At 69.0% G+C, this 15262-nt stretch carries 14 protein-coding genes and 1 tRNA gene; 5 read left to right on the plus strand and 10 right to left on the minus strand.

What is annotated here, in order from left to right; translation table 11 throughout:
* Positions 1–5 precede the first annotated feature (5 nt).
* Complete coding sequence (locus ABZ412_RS02135; protein WP_357275217.1) at positions 6–1532, plus strand: alpha/beta hydrolase; 1527 nt, start codon at positions 6–8, stop codon at positions 1530–1532.
* Here the strand turns inward: ABZ412_RS02135 and ABZ412_RS02140 are convergent, their stop codons facing one another.
* From ABZ412_RS02140 to ABZ412_RS02170, 7 genes are all read right to left on the minus strand, one after another.
* Complete coding sequence (locus ABZ412_RS02140) at positions 1533–2180, minus strand: response regulator transcription factor (protein ID WP_357275219.1); 648 nt, start codon at positions 2178–2180, stop codon at positions 1533–1535. It abuts the gene before it with no gap.
* 34 nt (positions 2181–2214) lie between these two features.
* Positions 2215–3564, minus strand: a complete 1350-nt coding sequence (locus tag ABZ412_RS02145; RefSeq protein ID WP_357275221.1) for a sensor histidine kinase — start codon at positions 3562–3564, stop codon at positions 2215–2217.
* 123 nt (positions 3565–3687) lie between these two features.
* Positions 3688–4794 (minus strand): ribosome small subunit-dependent GTPase A, encoded by a 1107-nt coding sequence (gene rsgA, locus ABZ412_RS02150; protein ID WP_357275223.1) that lies wholly within the window; start codon positions 4792–4794, stop codon positions 3688–3690.
* Between the two features lie 280 nt (positions 4795–5074).
* On the minus strand, positions 5075–5998 hold the full coding sequence (locus ABZ412_RS02155) for a glycosyltransferase family 2 protein (protein ID WP_357275225.1): 924 nt from the start codon (positions 5996–5998) through the stop codon (positions 5075–5077).
* Positions 5995–6816 (minus strand): ABC transporter ATP-binding protein, encoded by an 822-nt coding sequence (locus ABZ412_RS02160; protein WP_357275228.1) that lies wholly within the window; start codon positions 6814–6816, stop codon positions 5995–5997. Before ABZ412_RS02160 ends, ABZ412_RS02155 begins: the two co-directional genes overlap by 4 nt.
* Before the next feature lie 7 nt (positions 6817–6823).
* Positions 6824–7648 (minus strand): ABC transporter permease, encoded by an 825-nt coding sequence (locus ABZ412_RS02165; protein ID WP_357275230.1) that lies wholly within the window; start codon positions 7646–7648, stop codon positions 6824–6826.
* A gap of 142 nt (positions 7649–7790) precedes the next feature.
* Positions 7791–8387, minus strand: coding sequence for a bacterial proteasome activator family protein (locus ABZ412_RS02170; RefSeq protein WP_357275232.1), 597 nt, complete (start codon positions 8385–8387; stop codon positions 7791–7793).
* 228 nt (positions 8388–8615) lie between these two features.
* On the opposite strand from ABZ412_RS02170, the gene ABZ412_RS02175 reads away from it, so the two are divergent.
* Positions 8616–9821, plus strand: a complete 1206-nt coding sequence (locus ABZ412_RS02175) for a cysteine desulfurase-like protein (protein ID WP_357275234.1) — start codon at positions 8616–8618, stop codon at positions 9819–9821.
* 21 nt (positions 9822–9842) lie between these two features.
* Here ABZ412_RS02175 and ABZ412_RS02180 read toward each other — a convergent pair whose 3' ends face one another.
* Positions 9843–10835, minus strand: coding sequence for an NAD(P)H-quinone oxidoreductase (locus ABZ412_RS02180; RefSeq protein WP_357275236.1), 993 nt, complete (start codon positions 10833–10835; stop codon positions 9843–9845).
* A 291-nt stretch (positions 10836–11126) separates the two neighbouring features.
* On the opposite strand from ABZ412_RS02180, the gene ABZ412_RS02185 reads away from it, so the two are divergent.
* From ABZ412_RS02185 to ABZ412_RS02195, 3 genes are all read left to right on the plus strand, one after another.
* Positions 11127–12305 (plus strand): alpha-hydroxy-acid oxidizing protein, encoded by a 1179-nt coding sequence (locus tag ABZ412_RS02185; protein WP_357275239.1) that lies wholly within the window; start codon positions 11127–11129, stop codon positions 12303–12305.
* Positions 12306–12397: 92 nt separating this feature from the next.
* Positions 12398–12910: a MarR family transcriptional regulator gene (locus ABZ412_RS02190; RefSeq protein WP_357275241.1), complete on the plus strand. Its 513-nt coding sequence runs from the start codon at positions 12398–12400 to the stop codon at positions 12908–12910.
* A 65-nt stretch (positions 12911–12975) separates the two neighbouring features.
* Positions 12976–13060 (plus strand) — tRNA-Ser (locus ABZ412_RS02195).
* A 56-nt stretch (positions 13061–13116) separates the two neighbouring features.
* Here the strand turns inward: ABZ412_RS02195 and ABZ412_RS02200 are convergent.
* Both ABZ412_RS02200 and hisC read right to left on the minus strand, forming a co-directional pair.
* Positions 13117–13926: an alpha/beta hydrolase gene (locus ABZ412_RS02200; RefSeq protein WP_357275243.1), complete on the minus strand. Its 810-nt coding sequence runs from the start codon at positions 13924–13926 to the stop codon at positions 13117–13119.
* 78 nt (positions 13927–14004) lie between these two features.
* The gene (hisC, locus tag ABZ412_RS02205) at positions 14005–15081 is read right to left on the minus strand and encodes a histidinol-phosphate transaminase (RefSeq protein ID WP_357275246.1); all 1077 of its coding nucleotides are present in this window, start codon (positions 15079–15081) and stop codon (positions 14005–14007) included.
* Positions 15082–15262: the final 181 nt, after the last annotated feature.

The raw sequence follows: 15262 nt of genomic DNA on the forward strand, positions 1-15262 counted from the left end.
CCTCCGTGCGTTTTCGCGAGATCGCCCGCACTCGACGAGGCTTGGCCGCGCTGGCGGTGACCGGGCTGGCGGCGGGAGCCGCGCTCACCACGGCCGCCGTCACCGAGCCTCCTGCCGCCGCGGCGCCCCTGGACCGCTACTACCACCAGCAGCTCGACTGGAACTCCTGCGACATTCCGGAACTCGACGGTATGGGCGGGCAGTGCGCCGATATCACCGTGCCGCTGAATTACGCCGAGCCGCAGGGCCGTACGACCACCGTCGCCATCTCCCGTATTCCCGCCACCGACCCGGCGCGACGGCGCGGCGTCGTGCTGTCGAATCCGGGTGGTCCCGGTGGCGCGGGCCTGGACTACTTCGTGGAGACCAGCAAGGCCCTGACTCCCGAGGTCCGCGCCCGCTACGACCTCATCGGCATGGATCCCCGCGGCGTGGGCCGGTCCGACGCCGTGAACTGCCACTGGCCGACCGGCTTCGGATTGCAGTTCGCGGGAGTCGACGCCAAGGGTTTCGCCGAATCCGTCGCGACCCAGTCCGATCTGGCGGCGCGGTGCGCGGCCGCCGAGGGAGATCGGCTGCCGCACATGACCACTCGCAATACCGCCCGCGACATGGACGTCATCCGCACCGTGCTCGGTGAAAGCCGGATCAACTACGTGGGCACCTCGTACGGCACCTACCTCGGTGCGGTGTACATGCAGATGTTCCCGGACCGGTCCGACCGCATGGTGCTCGACGGCAGTGTCGACCCCGACCGCTACGGCGTGGTCGGCATGGTGCAGGACATGGGCGCGCCCAATGAGGCCGCGCTCGACGCCTGGGCGGCCTGGACCGCCGAACGCGACGGTGAATACCACCTCGGCGCGACCGCGGCCGCCGTCCGTGACCTGGTCCAGCGGCTCATCGCGCGCGCCGCGACCCAGCCCATCCGGATCGGCGACTTCGACGTCGACGCGCACTCCCTGCCCCTGGTGCTCTACATCGCCTTCGACTCCCCGCAGAACTACGGCCGTGCCGCACAACAGATCCGGGAACTGGCCGACGCCGCCGACGGGCAGCGGGTCGAGCCGGACGAGAACCTGGCGGGCAGCCTGGCCGTGATACTGCGCGCCCAGCCGCGCGACATGTCACCGTCGATGGCGGTGCTCTGCGGCGATGTCGGCGCGCCCCGCGATCCGGCCTGGTACTGGCGCAACCTCGAGGCCTCCCGCGCCACCCAGCCGGTCTTCGGGGCACTGGCGAACAACATCACGCCGTGCGCGTTCTGGGCCCCGCCCGCCGAATCACCCACGGCCATCGCCAATGCGGCGCCCACCCTGATCGTCCAGGCCACCGGCGACACCCGCACCAGCTACGGCGGCGCGCTCGCCATGCACCGGGCGCTGACCGGCTCCCGCATGGTGACATTGCAGGACGTCGGCATCCACTCGATCCTGGGCCGCTACCCGAACGCCTGCGTCTACGACGCCGTGAACACCTACCTGGCGGACGGCGTCCTGCCGGCCTCCGACCTCACCTGCCGCGACGAGTGATCAGCCGGCGTTCAGATAGGCGAGGACGGCCAGCACCCGCCGGTGCCCCACCTCGTCGGCGAACAGCCCCAGCTTGGCGAAGATGCTCCGAATGTGTTTGAGCACAGCGCCTTCGGTGACCACGAGGCGCTCGGCGATGGTGGCATTGTCGAGCCCCTCGGCCATGAGCGCCAGCACCTCCCGCTCACGCGGGGTGAGGCCCGCCAGCGGATCGTCGGTCTTGCGCCGCACCAGCAGTTGGGAGATCACCTCGGGATCCATGGCGGTCCCGCCCTCGGCGACCCGGCGCAGCGAATCCAGGAAGCGATCCACCTTCCCGACCCGCTCCTTGAGCAGATATCCGATCCCGCCCGCCCCGTCGCCGAGCAGTTCGGCGGCGTAGCTGTCCTCGACCCAGGCCGAGAGCACCAGGACCGGCAGGCCGGGATGAATCTGCCTGGCGCGCACCGCTGCCCGTAGTCCGTCGTCGGTGTAGGTGGGAGGCATCCGTACATCCACCACCACCGCGTCGGGCCGGTCGGCGGTGACCACCCGCAGGAAATCGTCGGCATTGTCGACCGCCGCGACCACGTCGATACCGGCGGTCTTCAACAACAGCGCCAGTCCCTCGCGCAGCAGCGCGTCGTCCTCGGCGATCACCACCCGCATGACGCCATCACCCGCTCACCGCTTTCCCTCATGATCAACACGGCAGCTCCACCCGCACCACGGTAGGTCCGCCCGGCGGGCTGCTGAGCAGCATCCCGCCGTCCAGCGCCTGGGCTCGCCGCCGGATTCCGGCCAGTCCGCCGCCCTCGGCTTCGACCGCCGCTCCGACACCGTCATCGTGCACTTCCACGATCAGGACCTCGGCGGTACCCCCGAGGCCGACTCGAAGCTGTCGAGCCCCGGAATGTTTGGTCGCATTGGTCAGCGCTTCGGCGATCACGAAATACGCGGCCGCCTCCACCGCCGCCGGCCGTCGCCCGATCGGGGCGCTCGCCTCCTCGTCGACATCGAGGATGCACGGGATCGGCGAGCGGGCGGCCAGGGCCGAAATGGCGCTGGTCAGGCCACGATCCGCGAGCACCGGCGGGTAGATGCCGCGCACCACGTCCCGTAGTTCGGCGAGTGCCGCCTCAGCCGTGTCCTGGGCTTTGCGCACCAGTTCGTCCGCCGCGTTCGGATCCCGCTGCCGCAGTTGATCGGCCAGTCCGAGCTGCATGATGACCGCCGCGATCCGCGCCTGCGCCCCATCGTGCAGATCCCGCTCGATGCGCCGCAGTTCCGCTCCATGCGCGTCCAATGCGGCCGCGCGGGTAGCGGTGAGTTCCGCCACCCGAACCTCGAGGTCGGCGCCCGGCGACGGTCCGAGCAGCGTCCGCGCCAGCAGGGCCTGCCACCGGGCCACGGTCGGCAGCTGGAGGACCAAGGCCGCCAAGGGAATCGCGATGAGGGCGCTGACCGCCGCCAGCGGCCACGAATCGACGACGAAACCGAAGCTCTCGACCGTCCCCGGCGGCACGATCCGCCAATACATCGGAATCGTGAGCTGATTCAGCGCGCCCCACGGCAGCCCGACCGCGAACAGCGCCACCACCATGCCCGGCACCCCGTGCAGGCACAGCCACGCGATATCCCGCCCGTTCGCCGGATCCTGGAAGGCGGTCGTCAGCCGCTGCCACAGTCCGCCGGTCATCGGGCGGTATGCCACCGGGATCGGCGCGCCCAGCCGTTTCCCCGCCCGCCGCCGTTCGAACGCGGTCAGCGGTCGGATCAGCCGCAGGAATTCGGGAATCGCCGGAATGCCCACGCCGAGGAGGCTGGTGGCCGCCACCAGCAGTAACCCGACCGTCGCGAGGATGGCCGCGGCTCCGGTGACACCGCCGATCAGCAGATAGCCGATGCTCCCCGGCAGCGCCCGTAACCGATTCGCCGTCCAGCGTCGCGCGGTCGGCATGGTGTCGCCGGACTCGCCATCGCCCCGAGCATCCACCGCCGTGCCGCCGGCCCGGGGATCCGGGCCGGGCTCCGGCGTCGGGTCGGCGGTCATGCCACCAACCTACTGGCTGTGGAATGGGCACAGTCGGGGCCTTCCGCCGGGTACTGTCCGGCGCCAACCGGCCGGTTCGGCGCGCCGCGGTGGTTCACCCCGGCGCGCCGCTTCCGTGCTCGGTCAGCGTTGCTTGCCGCCGCGTTCCTTGTAGAGCCTGCGCTGGCTCTTGTTGATGTCCTTCCACACCTTCTTGCGCTCGGCCTGCAACCGGGCGTCGGTGCGGGAGGCCAGCCAGTCGTTCTCCCGGCTCAGCTTGCGGAAGCTGTCCAGGCGCCGCTGCGGCAGCTCACCGGATTCGATGGCCGCCAGCACCGCGCACCCCGGTTCGGTGCGGTGGTCGCAGTCGGCGAACCGGCACAGTCCGGCCAGGGATTCGACGTCGCTGAAGGTGCGGCCCAGACCCGTCGCGGCATCCCAGAGACCGACCGACCGCAGGCCCGGCGTATCGATGAGGGTGCCGCCGCCGGGCAGCGGCCGCAGTTCGCGGTGCACGGTGGTGTGCCGGCCGCGCTTGTCGCCTTCGCGGACCGCCTGGGTCGCGAAGACATCCGCCCCGAGCAGGGCGTTGGCCAGCGTGGACTTGCCCGCACCCGAGGGGCCGATCAGGGTGACGGTGCCGGACAGCAGGGAGGTCAGCACGTCCATGCCGACACCGCCGGACGCGCTGACCGCCAGCACGGTCACGCCGGGCGCGGCGGCACGGACGTCTTCGATCGGAATATCGTGGGCCAGATCGGCCTTGGTGAGCACCACCACCGGTTGGGCGCCGGACTCCCAGGCCAGCGCGAGCAGCCGCTCGATGCGCCCGAGATCGACGTCCCCGTCACCGGCGGTGCACACCAGCACGGTGTCCACGTTCGCGGCCAGCACCTGATGGGCGGATTTGGCGCGGGACTCGGGCTGCCCGGAGACCGCTGCCCGGACGATGGCGGTCCGGCGCGGCAGCAGGGCCCGCACCGTGCGGCCGCGGTCGATGGCCACCCAGTCGCCGGTGCACAATCCGCTGACCTCGGAATCCGAGCGCGGAAGCTGTGCGCGGACCACCGCGGCCGTCAAACGGCTCTGGTAGTCGGCGGTGGGCAGCGGGGCGGCGATATCGCATTCACTGCGATCCATGCGAATCACACGGGCGGGAATCAGGTCCTCGCCCAGCAGCGGCAGATAATCGGCGGCCAGGGCGGAGTTCCAGCCGTAGGGGGAGAGCAGGTCGAGATCGACCGTAGACATGTGGAGTCCTTCGACGGGCCGAGCCCGGATCATGGACTCAGCGAGGGGAATTCGAGGTGGAGGCGCGCACCGCGCGCGTGAACGCGGGCACGGCAATCCGCACAGTCGTCGTCACGAAACTCCACCTCCCATCTCTCCTCATGCCGTCACCGAGGCGACCGCTCCCAACAAGAACGGGGACAAGCTTCGCAGCCTGTCCCCGTTGCGCGCAACGTATTTTCTCGCCCGGTCCTTCGGGGTTTCATGGGTTCACCCCTGAGCGTCCGAGAGTTGGACTCACCTACGACGAGGGCTTGTCGAACTGCTCCCGGCGGCCCATCCGCTGCAGGCGTAGCCACTCCATCAGCCCGGCCGGGTCCTTCTGCTGCACCAGGAAGAACCACCCGAAGCGGGCGACCTCCTGCGGCAACAGCTTTCGCATGCCGGGCTGAGCCATCAGGTAGCCGCGGTTGCGATAGGTGAAGTGCCGCTTGACCGGATCGTCCGGGTACTGGGTGTGCATGCGCCCGCCCAGGATCGGCTTGAACTCGGCCGAGCCGTTCGGGTGCAGGTAGGCGGTCTGCAGGCAGGTGCCGAAGGGCAGCCCGGACCGCACCAGCCGCCGGTGCACCTCCACCTCGTCACCGCGCACGAACAGCCGCAGGTCCGGCACGCCGATCTTGTCGACGGCCGTCGCGGACACCAGCGCGCCATTGAACAGCGAGGCGATGCCGGGCAGGAAGTCCTCGTCGCCCAGCTCGGACCGCAGTCGCCGCCACACCACGCCGCGCCGCAGCGGGAAGGCCAGCCGGTCCGGGTCGTCGATGTCGGCGACCACCGGTGACACCTCGACCAGCGAGTGCCGTTCGGCGCAGTCGAAGAGGGTGGCGAGCACGTCGGGGCCCTCGGGCCGGCCGTCGTCGTCGGCCAGCCAGACCCAGTCGGCGCCCATGGTGAGCGCGTGCAGCATGCCGAGCGCGAAACCGCCCGCGCCGCCCAGATTGTGTTCCGAACCCAGGTAGGTGGATTCGATGGGCTGCTGCTGCACCAGCTCGCCCACCTCGGCCTCGTTGCCGTTGTCGACCACGATCAGGTGGTCGACCGGACGGGTCTGGCTGCTCAGCACCTTCAGCGATTCGGCGAGCAGTTCCCGGCGTTTGTGCGTGACCACGATGGCGACGATGCGGGCCTCGTCGCCGTAAAGGGGGGTGGATGACTCACTCATGCGGGGTTCCGTTCCGGTTCACGTTCACGTTCCAGATCCCGCAGCACCTGCGCCACGTGATCACCCGCCTCCGGGCCCTCGTAGGCCCGCACCACGTCCTCGATGCCGCCCTGCATGCGCACCTGTCCGTGATCGATCCACATGGCGCGGTCGCACAACTGGGCCAGGAACTCGTTGGAATGGCTGGCGAAGACGAGAATGCCAGAGCGCGAGACCAATTCCTGCAGACGCACCCGCGCCTTCTTCATGAATTCCGCGTCGACCGCGCCGATGCCCTCGTCGAGCAGCAGGATCTCCGGATCGATGGAGGTCACCACGCCCATCGCCAGACGCACCCGCATACCGGTCGAGTAGGTGCGCAGCGGCATCGCCAAATAGTCGCCCAGCTCGGTGAATTCGGCGATCTCGTCGATCTTGGACAGCATCTGCTTGCGGGTCTGACCGAGGAACAGGCCGCGAATGATGATGTTGTCGTAGCCGGAGACCTCGGGGTCCATGCCCACGCCGAGATCGAAGACCGGCGCCACCCGGCCGTGAATCCGCGCGCTGCCGCGGGTCGGTTCGTAGATGCCCGAGAGCAACCGCAGCAGTGTCGATTTGCCCGCGCCGTTGTGGCCGACCAAGCCGACGCGATCGCCTTCCTTCAGCGACAGCGAGATATCCCGCAGCGCCTCCACGACCACCACATCGGATTGGTTGCGCCCGATGGCCCCACCGGCCGAACCCAGTACCGCCTTCTTCAGCGAACGGGATTTGGCGTCGAAGATGGGGAATTCCACCCACGCGTTCTGGGTCTCGATACTCACATGGTCGGTCATTGAGCCTTCACACCCAGTAGGGGACTCGGGAACGGAACTTCTTCATAGCCAGTATCGCGACTATCCAGCCGACGACGGTGATCGCCACCACCACAATCCAGCTGCGCAGGTGGATCGCGTCCCCCAGCAGGGGCGCGCGCACGATCTCCAGGTAGTGGAAGGTCGGCACCAGTTCGGCCAGCTTGGCCCGATCGCTGGCGGTGCCCGACAGCGCCGAGGTCTTCCACATGACCGGGGTGAGCACGAACAACATCAGGGTGGTGCTGCCCAGGATCGGCGCCAGATCCCGATAGCGGGTGCTGAAGATGCCGAACACGATCGTCACCCAGATGGCATTGAGGAACAGCAGCACCAGGGCCGGAATCGCCAGCAGCGCCGACCAGTGCAGATGCCGCCAGATCCCGAACGCGGGCACCATCACCGCGTAGATGATCAGGTTGTGGGCGAAGAACAGGAACTGCCGCCACACCAAGCGGTACACGTGCACGCTCAGCGCCGACGGCAGCTGTTTGATCAAGCCCTCATTCGCGATGAAGACATCCGAGCCTTCGAGAATGCTGGCATTGATCACATTCCAGACAATCAAACCCACTGTCACGTACGGCAGATACGAACTCAGTGACTGCCCGAACAGTGTGGCGTAGAGCACGCCCATGGCGGCGGCCTGCAAACCGGTGGCGATGGTGATCCAGAACGGGCCCAGCACCGAACGCCGGTACCGCTGCTTGATGTCCTGCCACCCCAGGGCCAGCCATAGTTCACGCTGGGAGAACCCGTCGCGAAAATCCTTGAAGGCGCGACCGAAGGACTGGGAGTCCGACACGAGCGGCACTATTTCAGTGTCCGGGCGCACGTCGGTCTTCGCCGAGTCAGGGGGAGCAGCAGCAGGCACAGCACCCGACCCTATCTAATGGCAATCGCTTTGCGCGCAGAACCTGCCGCCGACCGTGATGTATCGGCGGCAGGACGGGCTGTCAGAGGTATTGACCGCCGCCGGAACCCTGTTGTCCGCGGGGGTCGCCGTGGCTCATCCCCGGCGGGAGGGCCTGGCGCATCTGCTCGAGTTGGGCGCGGGCCGCCATCTGCTGGGCGAACAGAGCGGTCTGGATGCCGTGGAAGAGGCCTTCCAGCCAGCCGACCAACTGGGCCTGGGCGATGCGCAGTTCCGCGTCGGAGGGGATGGTCTCGTCGGTGAAGGGCAGGGCCAGCCGCTCCAGCTCCTCGCGGAGTTCGGGGGCGAGGCCGGTTTCCAGTTCCTGGATGGAGGTGCGGTGGATCTCGCGCAGCCGGGTGCGGGAGGCGTCGTCCAGCGGTGCGTGCCGGACCTCCTCGAGCAGCTGCTTGATCATGGTGCCGATGCGCATGACCTTCGCGGGCTGCTCCACCATGTCGGCGAGCGACTCCTCCTTTTCCTGGGAGTTGTCCAGAATGCCCGAATTCTCGTCACCGACAACCTGTCCGGTGATCTCCACCGGCTCGCCGCCGATCTGGGCCGCCGCCGGGATGAACAGCGGCTTCCCTTCGGGCCCGATCACGACAATGTTCTCCGGCACCCCATCGGATTGCGTCATGTCTCCCATCCTGCCCAATCCGTACCGAGCCCGCTAAGTCACACCTCGGTTCGTAACACGCCGATGACCCGCCGCGAAGTGTGACCAGACCCCCCGGAGCGAAGCGGAGGGGCGATATAAACACAGTCCCGTCCAGTTTGTTCGGTAGATGCAGGTCGTCCCTTTCTGCGCGGACGCTTCCATCCCTACCGTTACCCAGCCGTGCCCTCTCCCTTTAGAGTGGCCAGCATGACTTACGACGTCGCACGGGTGCGGGGCCTGATTCCGTCCCTGGGCGACGGCTGGATCCATCTAGACCCTCAAGCGGGCATGCTGGTCCCGGATTCGGTATCCCGGGCCGTCTCAACGGGTTTCCGGACCTCCGCGTTCTCGCACTCCAATCGGCACGGTGCGGCCAAGCGCAGCGCCGCGATCCTGGAGGCCGCGCGCGAGGCCGTCGCCGATCTGGTCGGCGGCGATCCGGCGGGCGTGGTGCTCGGCCCGGATCGCGCGGTCCTGCTGGCCTGGCTGGCCGAATCGCTGAGCTCCCGGCTGGGTCTGGGCACCGGGATCGTGCTGTCGCGCCTGGATGACGAGGCGAATGTCGCGCCCTGGCTGCGCATCGCGAATCGCTATGGCGCACACGTGCGCTGGGCCGAGGTCGAGATCGAGACCTGCGAGATGCCGGCCTGGCAGTTCGAGGAGCTCATCGGGCCCACCGCCCGCCTGGTCGCGCTGACCGCCGCCTCACCCATCGTGGGCTCCGCGCCCGCGGTCCGGGTGGCCGCGGACCGCGTGCACGAGGTCGGCGGCCTGCTGGTCGCCGACTGCTTCGGCGCCGCGCCCTACGCGCTCCTCGACATCGACGAACTCAATGCCGACGTGATCGCCCTGAGCGCTCCGGCCTGGGGCGGCCCGCAGATCGGCGCGCTGGTCTTCCGCGATCCGGCCTTCCTGGACCGGATTCCGTCCATGTCGCTGAATCCCTATGCCAAGGGCGCGGAACGGCTCGAGGTGGGCGGCCACCAATACGCGCTACTGGCCGGGCTCACCACCTCGATCGACTACCTGGCCTCCCTGGACGAGCGCGCCACCGGCACCCGCCGGGAACGCCTGGAGATGTCGATCACCTCGCTGCAGGACTATCACGACCACCTCTTCGAACATCTGATGGCGGTGCTGGACACCATCCCGAATCTGACCGTGATCGGCCGCGCCTCCACCCGCATCCCGACGGTGAGCTTCACCATCGCGGGCACGCAGGCGGAGAAGGTCTCCGCCAAGCTGGCCGACGCCCGCATCGGCACGCTGAGCGGCTCCCACGGCGGCAGCCGCCTGCTCGACGCCCTGGGCGTCAATGACGAGGGCGGCGCGGTGACCATCGGACTCGCGCCCTACACAACGACTTTCGAGATCGACCAGCTCGGCCGCGCGCTGGCCGCCCTCGACACCTAGGATCTCGGCGCCACCCCGGCCCTAGACCTCGTGGATCTGCAGGATCACCTTGCCGACGGTCTCCTCGGAGTCCAGCAGCCGGTGCGCCCGCGCCACCTCGGTCACCGGAACCTCGGCCGACACCACTGGCGCCACGGTGCCGTCGGAGATCAACGGCCACAGGTGGCGGCGCAGTTCGGTGATGATCTCCGCCTTCGACCCGCGCCCGTGCTCGGGACGGCGGCGCAGATTGGTGGCGTGCACCGAGCCACGCTTGCCCAGCAGCACGCCCAGATTCAATTCCGCCTGCACGCCGCCCTGCATGCCGATCACCACCAGATGCCCGTCCTCGGCGAGCGCGTCGACATTGCGCTTCAGATAGGACGCGCCCATATTGTCGAGAATGATGTCGGCGCCTGGATATTCGCTGTGCAGTGTGGTCACGAAATCGTGCTCGCGGTAATTGATCAGCACCGTCGCGCCCAATTCCGCGCACCGGTCCAGCTTGAACTGCGATCCGGCCGTCACCGCCACCCGCGCGCCCAGCGCCCGCGCCACCTGGATGGCGTGCGTGCCGATACCGCTGCCGCCGCCGTGAATCAGCAGCAAATGCCCACTGTGCAGGCCCGCGGTCATCACCAGGTTGGACCACACGGTGGCCGCCGCCTCCGGCAGCGCGGCCGCCGCCGCCACGTCCAGACCGTCGGGTACCGGCAGCAGTTGAGAGGCGGGCGCGTTCACCCGTTCGGCGTAACCGCCGCCGGCCAGCAGCGCGCACACCTGATCGCCGGGACGCCAATCCCGTACGCCGGGACCGACTTCCGCGACGGTCCCGGAGACCTCCAGCCCCAGGATCTCGCTCGCGCCGGTCGGCGGGGGATACAGGCCCTGCCGTTGCAGCAGGTCCGCGCGGTTCACCCCCGCGGCCGTCACATCGATCGCCACTTCGCCCGGTCCGGGCGCGGGCAGGTCGTCCACCTGCGCCCACTTCATGACCTCTGGCCCACCGAAACCGTCGAGTGTCACCGCATACATGAAAACGAGCCTACGACCGAGCCGCACCGATTACTGTCAGGCCACCCTCGGGCGCGGTACAGCATCCTCTCAGCTTCGACCGGCATCGTGTGTGGAGGGATTCGAAAGGAGATTCCATGATCACCACCCTGACCGTTCTCGGCGGCATGGTCATCCTGGCCGCCATGGCGATGTCCGGATTCGTCGCCCACGACGCCCCGCGCGCCCTGGTCCGCGTCCGAAACCGCCGATAGTCCCCCAGTACTTTCGACCCGATACGCGGCCGGGTCGAAAGTACTAGCGTTCCGGGGCATGAGCAGTTTCGTCGACTTCCAGAACGAGATCTATCTCGCCGGTCTGGCGGGCGCTGTCCCGGCGCTCCCGATGACCGCGGCGGGCCTGGAAGAGCGGGCTCGGGAAGAGCTCGATCCGGCGGCCTTCGCTTATGTGGCGGGCAGCGCTTCCTCCGAACGGACGGCGCACGCCAATCTCACCGCCTTCGAGAAGTACCGGCTGCTGCCGCGCGTGCTGCGCGGCGCGAGCGGGCCCGGTGCGCGCGACCACTCGGTCGAGGTGCTCGGAACCCGTTTGGCCGCACCCATTCTCACCGCACCGGTCGGCGTGCTGGGTCTGTTGCGCGAGCGCGGCGACACCCTGGTCGCCGACGTCACCAAGGAGCTGGGCATCGGCATGTGTCTGTCCACCGCCGCCTCCTCCACCATCGAGGACGTGGGCGCCCGGGCCGGGGCCTGGTGGTATCAGCTGTACTGGCCCAATGACATGGAGCTGGCCCGCTCCTTCGTCGAACGCGCCGAGAGGTCCGGCGCCAAGGCCATCGTCGTCACCGCCGACACCCCCGCGCTGGGCTGGCGGCCCCGCGATCTCCAGCACGGCCACCTGCCGTTCCTGCACGGCCAGGGCATCGCCAACTACCTGTCCGATCCGGTCTTCCGGGCCAAGCTGAGCGCCCCGCCGGAGGAGAGCGAGGAGGCGCTGCGCGCGGCCGTGCTCACCTGGTCCGGACTGTTCGGCAATCACACGTTGCGCCCGGCGGACCTCGCCCGGCTGCGGGACTGGACCGAACTGCCGATCGCCGTGAAGGGCATCCTGCACCCCGACGACGCCCGCCAGGTGGTGGACGCGGGCGCGGACGCGGTGATCGTGAGCAATCACGGCGGCCGTCAGGTCGACGGGGCGATCGGCGCGCTGGACGCGCTGCCGACCATCGTGGCCACCGTCGGCGATCGCGCCGACGTGCTCTTCGACTCCGGTATTCGCACCGGGTCCGACGTCATGATCGCGCTGTCCCTGGGCGCCAAGGCCGTCCTCTACGGCCGCCCCTGGGTGTACGGCCTGGGCCTGGCGGGTGCGGACGGCGTGCGCCACGCGCTGCGCTGCCTGCTCGCGGATTTCGATGCGGCCATGGGGCTTTCGGGCTGCCGCGGTCCGCACGAGCTGAGCCGCACCATGATCTCGTCCTACCGCGTTTAGCCCGCGCGCGCGGAGGAATTCTGCGGGTGGAAAACCGCGCGGGACCGCCGAGCTGAGGAGGGGCGATCACACGCCGTCACAACAATGAGCCGATGGCCGCGGCCGCGGGCCGGAATACGCTCGAACCGAGGTGGCTCACCCCAGAGCAGCAGCGTGCCTGGCGCGCCTACATGGACGGCAGCCAGCGCCTCATGTCCGACCTCAACCGGCAGCTGCAACGCGACTGCGATCTGTCCCTGGCCGAGTACCGCATCCTGACCAAACTCTCCGAGGCCCCCGGCCGCGCCCTGCGCATGAGCGACCTGGCCGACGGCGTGCTGTCCTCCCGCAGCCGCCTCACCCACCAGGTCCGCCGCATGGAGGCGCAGCGCATGGTCCGCCGCATCGCCTGCGAGGACGACGGCCGCGGTGTCCTGGCCCAGCTCACCGACGAGGGCCTGTGCCGCCTGCGGACCGCCGCGCCCGCCCACGTCGCCGCGGTCCGCCGGTTCTTCGTGGACCTGCTCACACCGCAGCAGCTGGCCGCCGTGGCCGCGGCCCTGGACCTGGTGAATCTGGCCGCCGACCACCGCGCCGACACCAGGTCGGCCGCCGATCTGGAGTGACCGGCTACGCGGATCTGGAAGCGGCAGGCCGACCGCACGCGCCATCAGTTACCATCAGTCCGCTTGGAAGCGTGGCAGAGCGGCCGAATGCACTCGCCTTGAAAGCGAGCGTTGTGAAAGCAACCGGGGGTTCAAATCCCTCCGCTTCCGCGTGAAAATGCTGGCGGCCAAGGGATTTCATACCCCTTGGCCGCCAGCATTTCGCATTACCGGGCGGGCAGATTCGCGAGCCAGTCGCGAATGATCGGGTCGGTGACCTCGGGGTGGGTGAACGGCACCGAGTGGGCCGCGCCCAGTCCCTCGATGGTCTCGACCCGGATCGGACCGCCCAGCTGCGCGGCCAGTTCCTCGGTCTGGCGGCGGCTGTGGATCTGATCCTGCACCCCGTGCATGAGCAGCGCGGGCGCGGTGATGTCCTTGACCAGGTCGACGATGGACTCGCGGTCGATGAGGCAGCGTCCGGCCTGCTCGAGCCGACGCCGATCGGAGGCGTTCCACTTGTCGAGCCAGTAGCGGCGCTGTTCGCGGGTGCCGCCGATCATCTGCACCGCGATCGGGGTGGCGATGGGCTCCAGCGGGACGTCGCCCAGGATCCACTGGTTCATGATGATCATCTCGAAGCCAACGGATTCCGCGTCGTCGTAGGCGTCCGCCCGGGTGCCGATCAGGATCAGGCCGCGCACCCGCGCGGGCTGCAGCAGCGCCATGCGCATGCCGATCCAGCCGCCCTGCAGCAGGCCGCCCACGACCAGCCGGTCCAGGCCGAGGTGATCGACGACAGCCCATGCGTCCCAGGCCAACCGCCAGTTGTCGAACGGCTCGGCCGGGTCCTCGGTGTGGCCGTGGCCGCGCGCGTCGATGGTGACGACCCGGTAGTCCGGAGCCAGGGACGCCTCCTGGGCGGCCCACATCTCGGTGTCCTGGAAGAAGCCGTGCATCAGCAGCACCGCCGGGCCGTCGCCGCCGGTGTCGCGATAGTGGATCTTCGCCCCGTCTTCGGTCGTCACGAACGGCATGCGGCGGCGCCCCCTGTCAGGTCTTCGGTTGCGCCGGTGTGGATTCGAGGCGCGTGCCGACCCTAACAGGAACGTGTTCTAGATGAAGCGCGCGATCGTCGCCGGATCGGTGGCGAACTCCAGGAACGCGTCGTTCTCGTGCGGATCGCCCGCCGTGACGCGCACGCCGTCCGTGCCGTAGGGCCGGAGGATGACCCCCGCCGCGGTGCTGGCCGCCCCGTACTCGGCGCTGCGGTCGCCCAGCGGCAGCCAGACGAAGTTGGCGTGACTCACCGGCACCCGGTAGCCCGCCGCCAGCAGCGCGGCGCGCATGCGATCCCGTTCGGCCACAACCGCATCGGTGCGCTCGATCAGCTCAGGCCGCGCCTCCAGGGACGCGATGGCCGCCGCCTGCGCCACCCGGCTGACGCTGAACGGGATGTGCACCTTCATCAGCGCGGTGATCACCTCGGGCGCGCCGACCGCGTAGCCGACGCGCAGCCCCGCGAGGCCGTACGCCTTCGAAAACGTGCGCAGCACCAGTACGTTCGGGCGCGTGCGGCCCAGTTCTACGCCGTCCGGGAAGTCCTCGGCGGGTATCCGCACGTACTCGAAATACGCCTCGTCCAGCACCACCAGGACGTCGGAGGGCACCTTGTCGAGGAACTCCACGATCTCGGCCCGGCCGCGCGCGGTGCCGGTCGGATTGTTCGGGTTGCACACGAACACCACGCGGGTCTTCGGGGTGATCGCCGCCGCCAAAGCGTCCAGGTCGTGGGTGAATTCATCGTCCAGCGGCACCTGCACCGCCTTCGCGCCCGCCACCTGGGTGACGATCGGGTACGCCTCGAACGAGCGCCACGCGAACAGCACCTCGTCGTCGGGGTTGCGGCAGGTGATCTGCACCAGCTCCTGGCACAGCGCGACGCTGCCGCACCCGGCCGCCACGTTCTCCAGCTCCACGCCCAGGAAATCCGCGATGGCGCCGCGCAATTCGATGGCGTGGTTGTCCGGGTACCGGTGGGACAGCTCGACCGCCTCGGCAATCGCCTTGGTCACCGACGGCAGCGGCGGGAAGGTGGTCTCGTTGCTGGCCAGCTTCACCGCGCCGGGGTGGGTCTTGCCGGCGACGTACGCGGGGATGGCATCGAGGTCCGGGCGAATGTGCGCGCTCACCCCTCCACCCTATGTCCAGTGCCGGCGGGGTCGCCCGGGGGTGTCGTCCGGCTTGCGCGAATGCCGGCCGGGGTTTGCTCGCCCGCCCCGAGCCGGGCTCGAATCGCGCTCGGCTGGAATATCTCCGGCCCTCCTGACCGGCGGAAAGATTTATCTCGTTTTTACCTAGCACAACTACAGT

It is taken from the genome of Nocardia sp. NPDC005746 (assembly GCF_040630785.1).
Taxonomy (GTDB): Bacteria; Actinomycetota; Actinomycetes; order Mycobacteriales; family Mycobacteriaceae; genus Nocardia.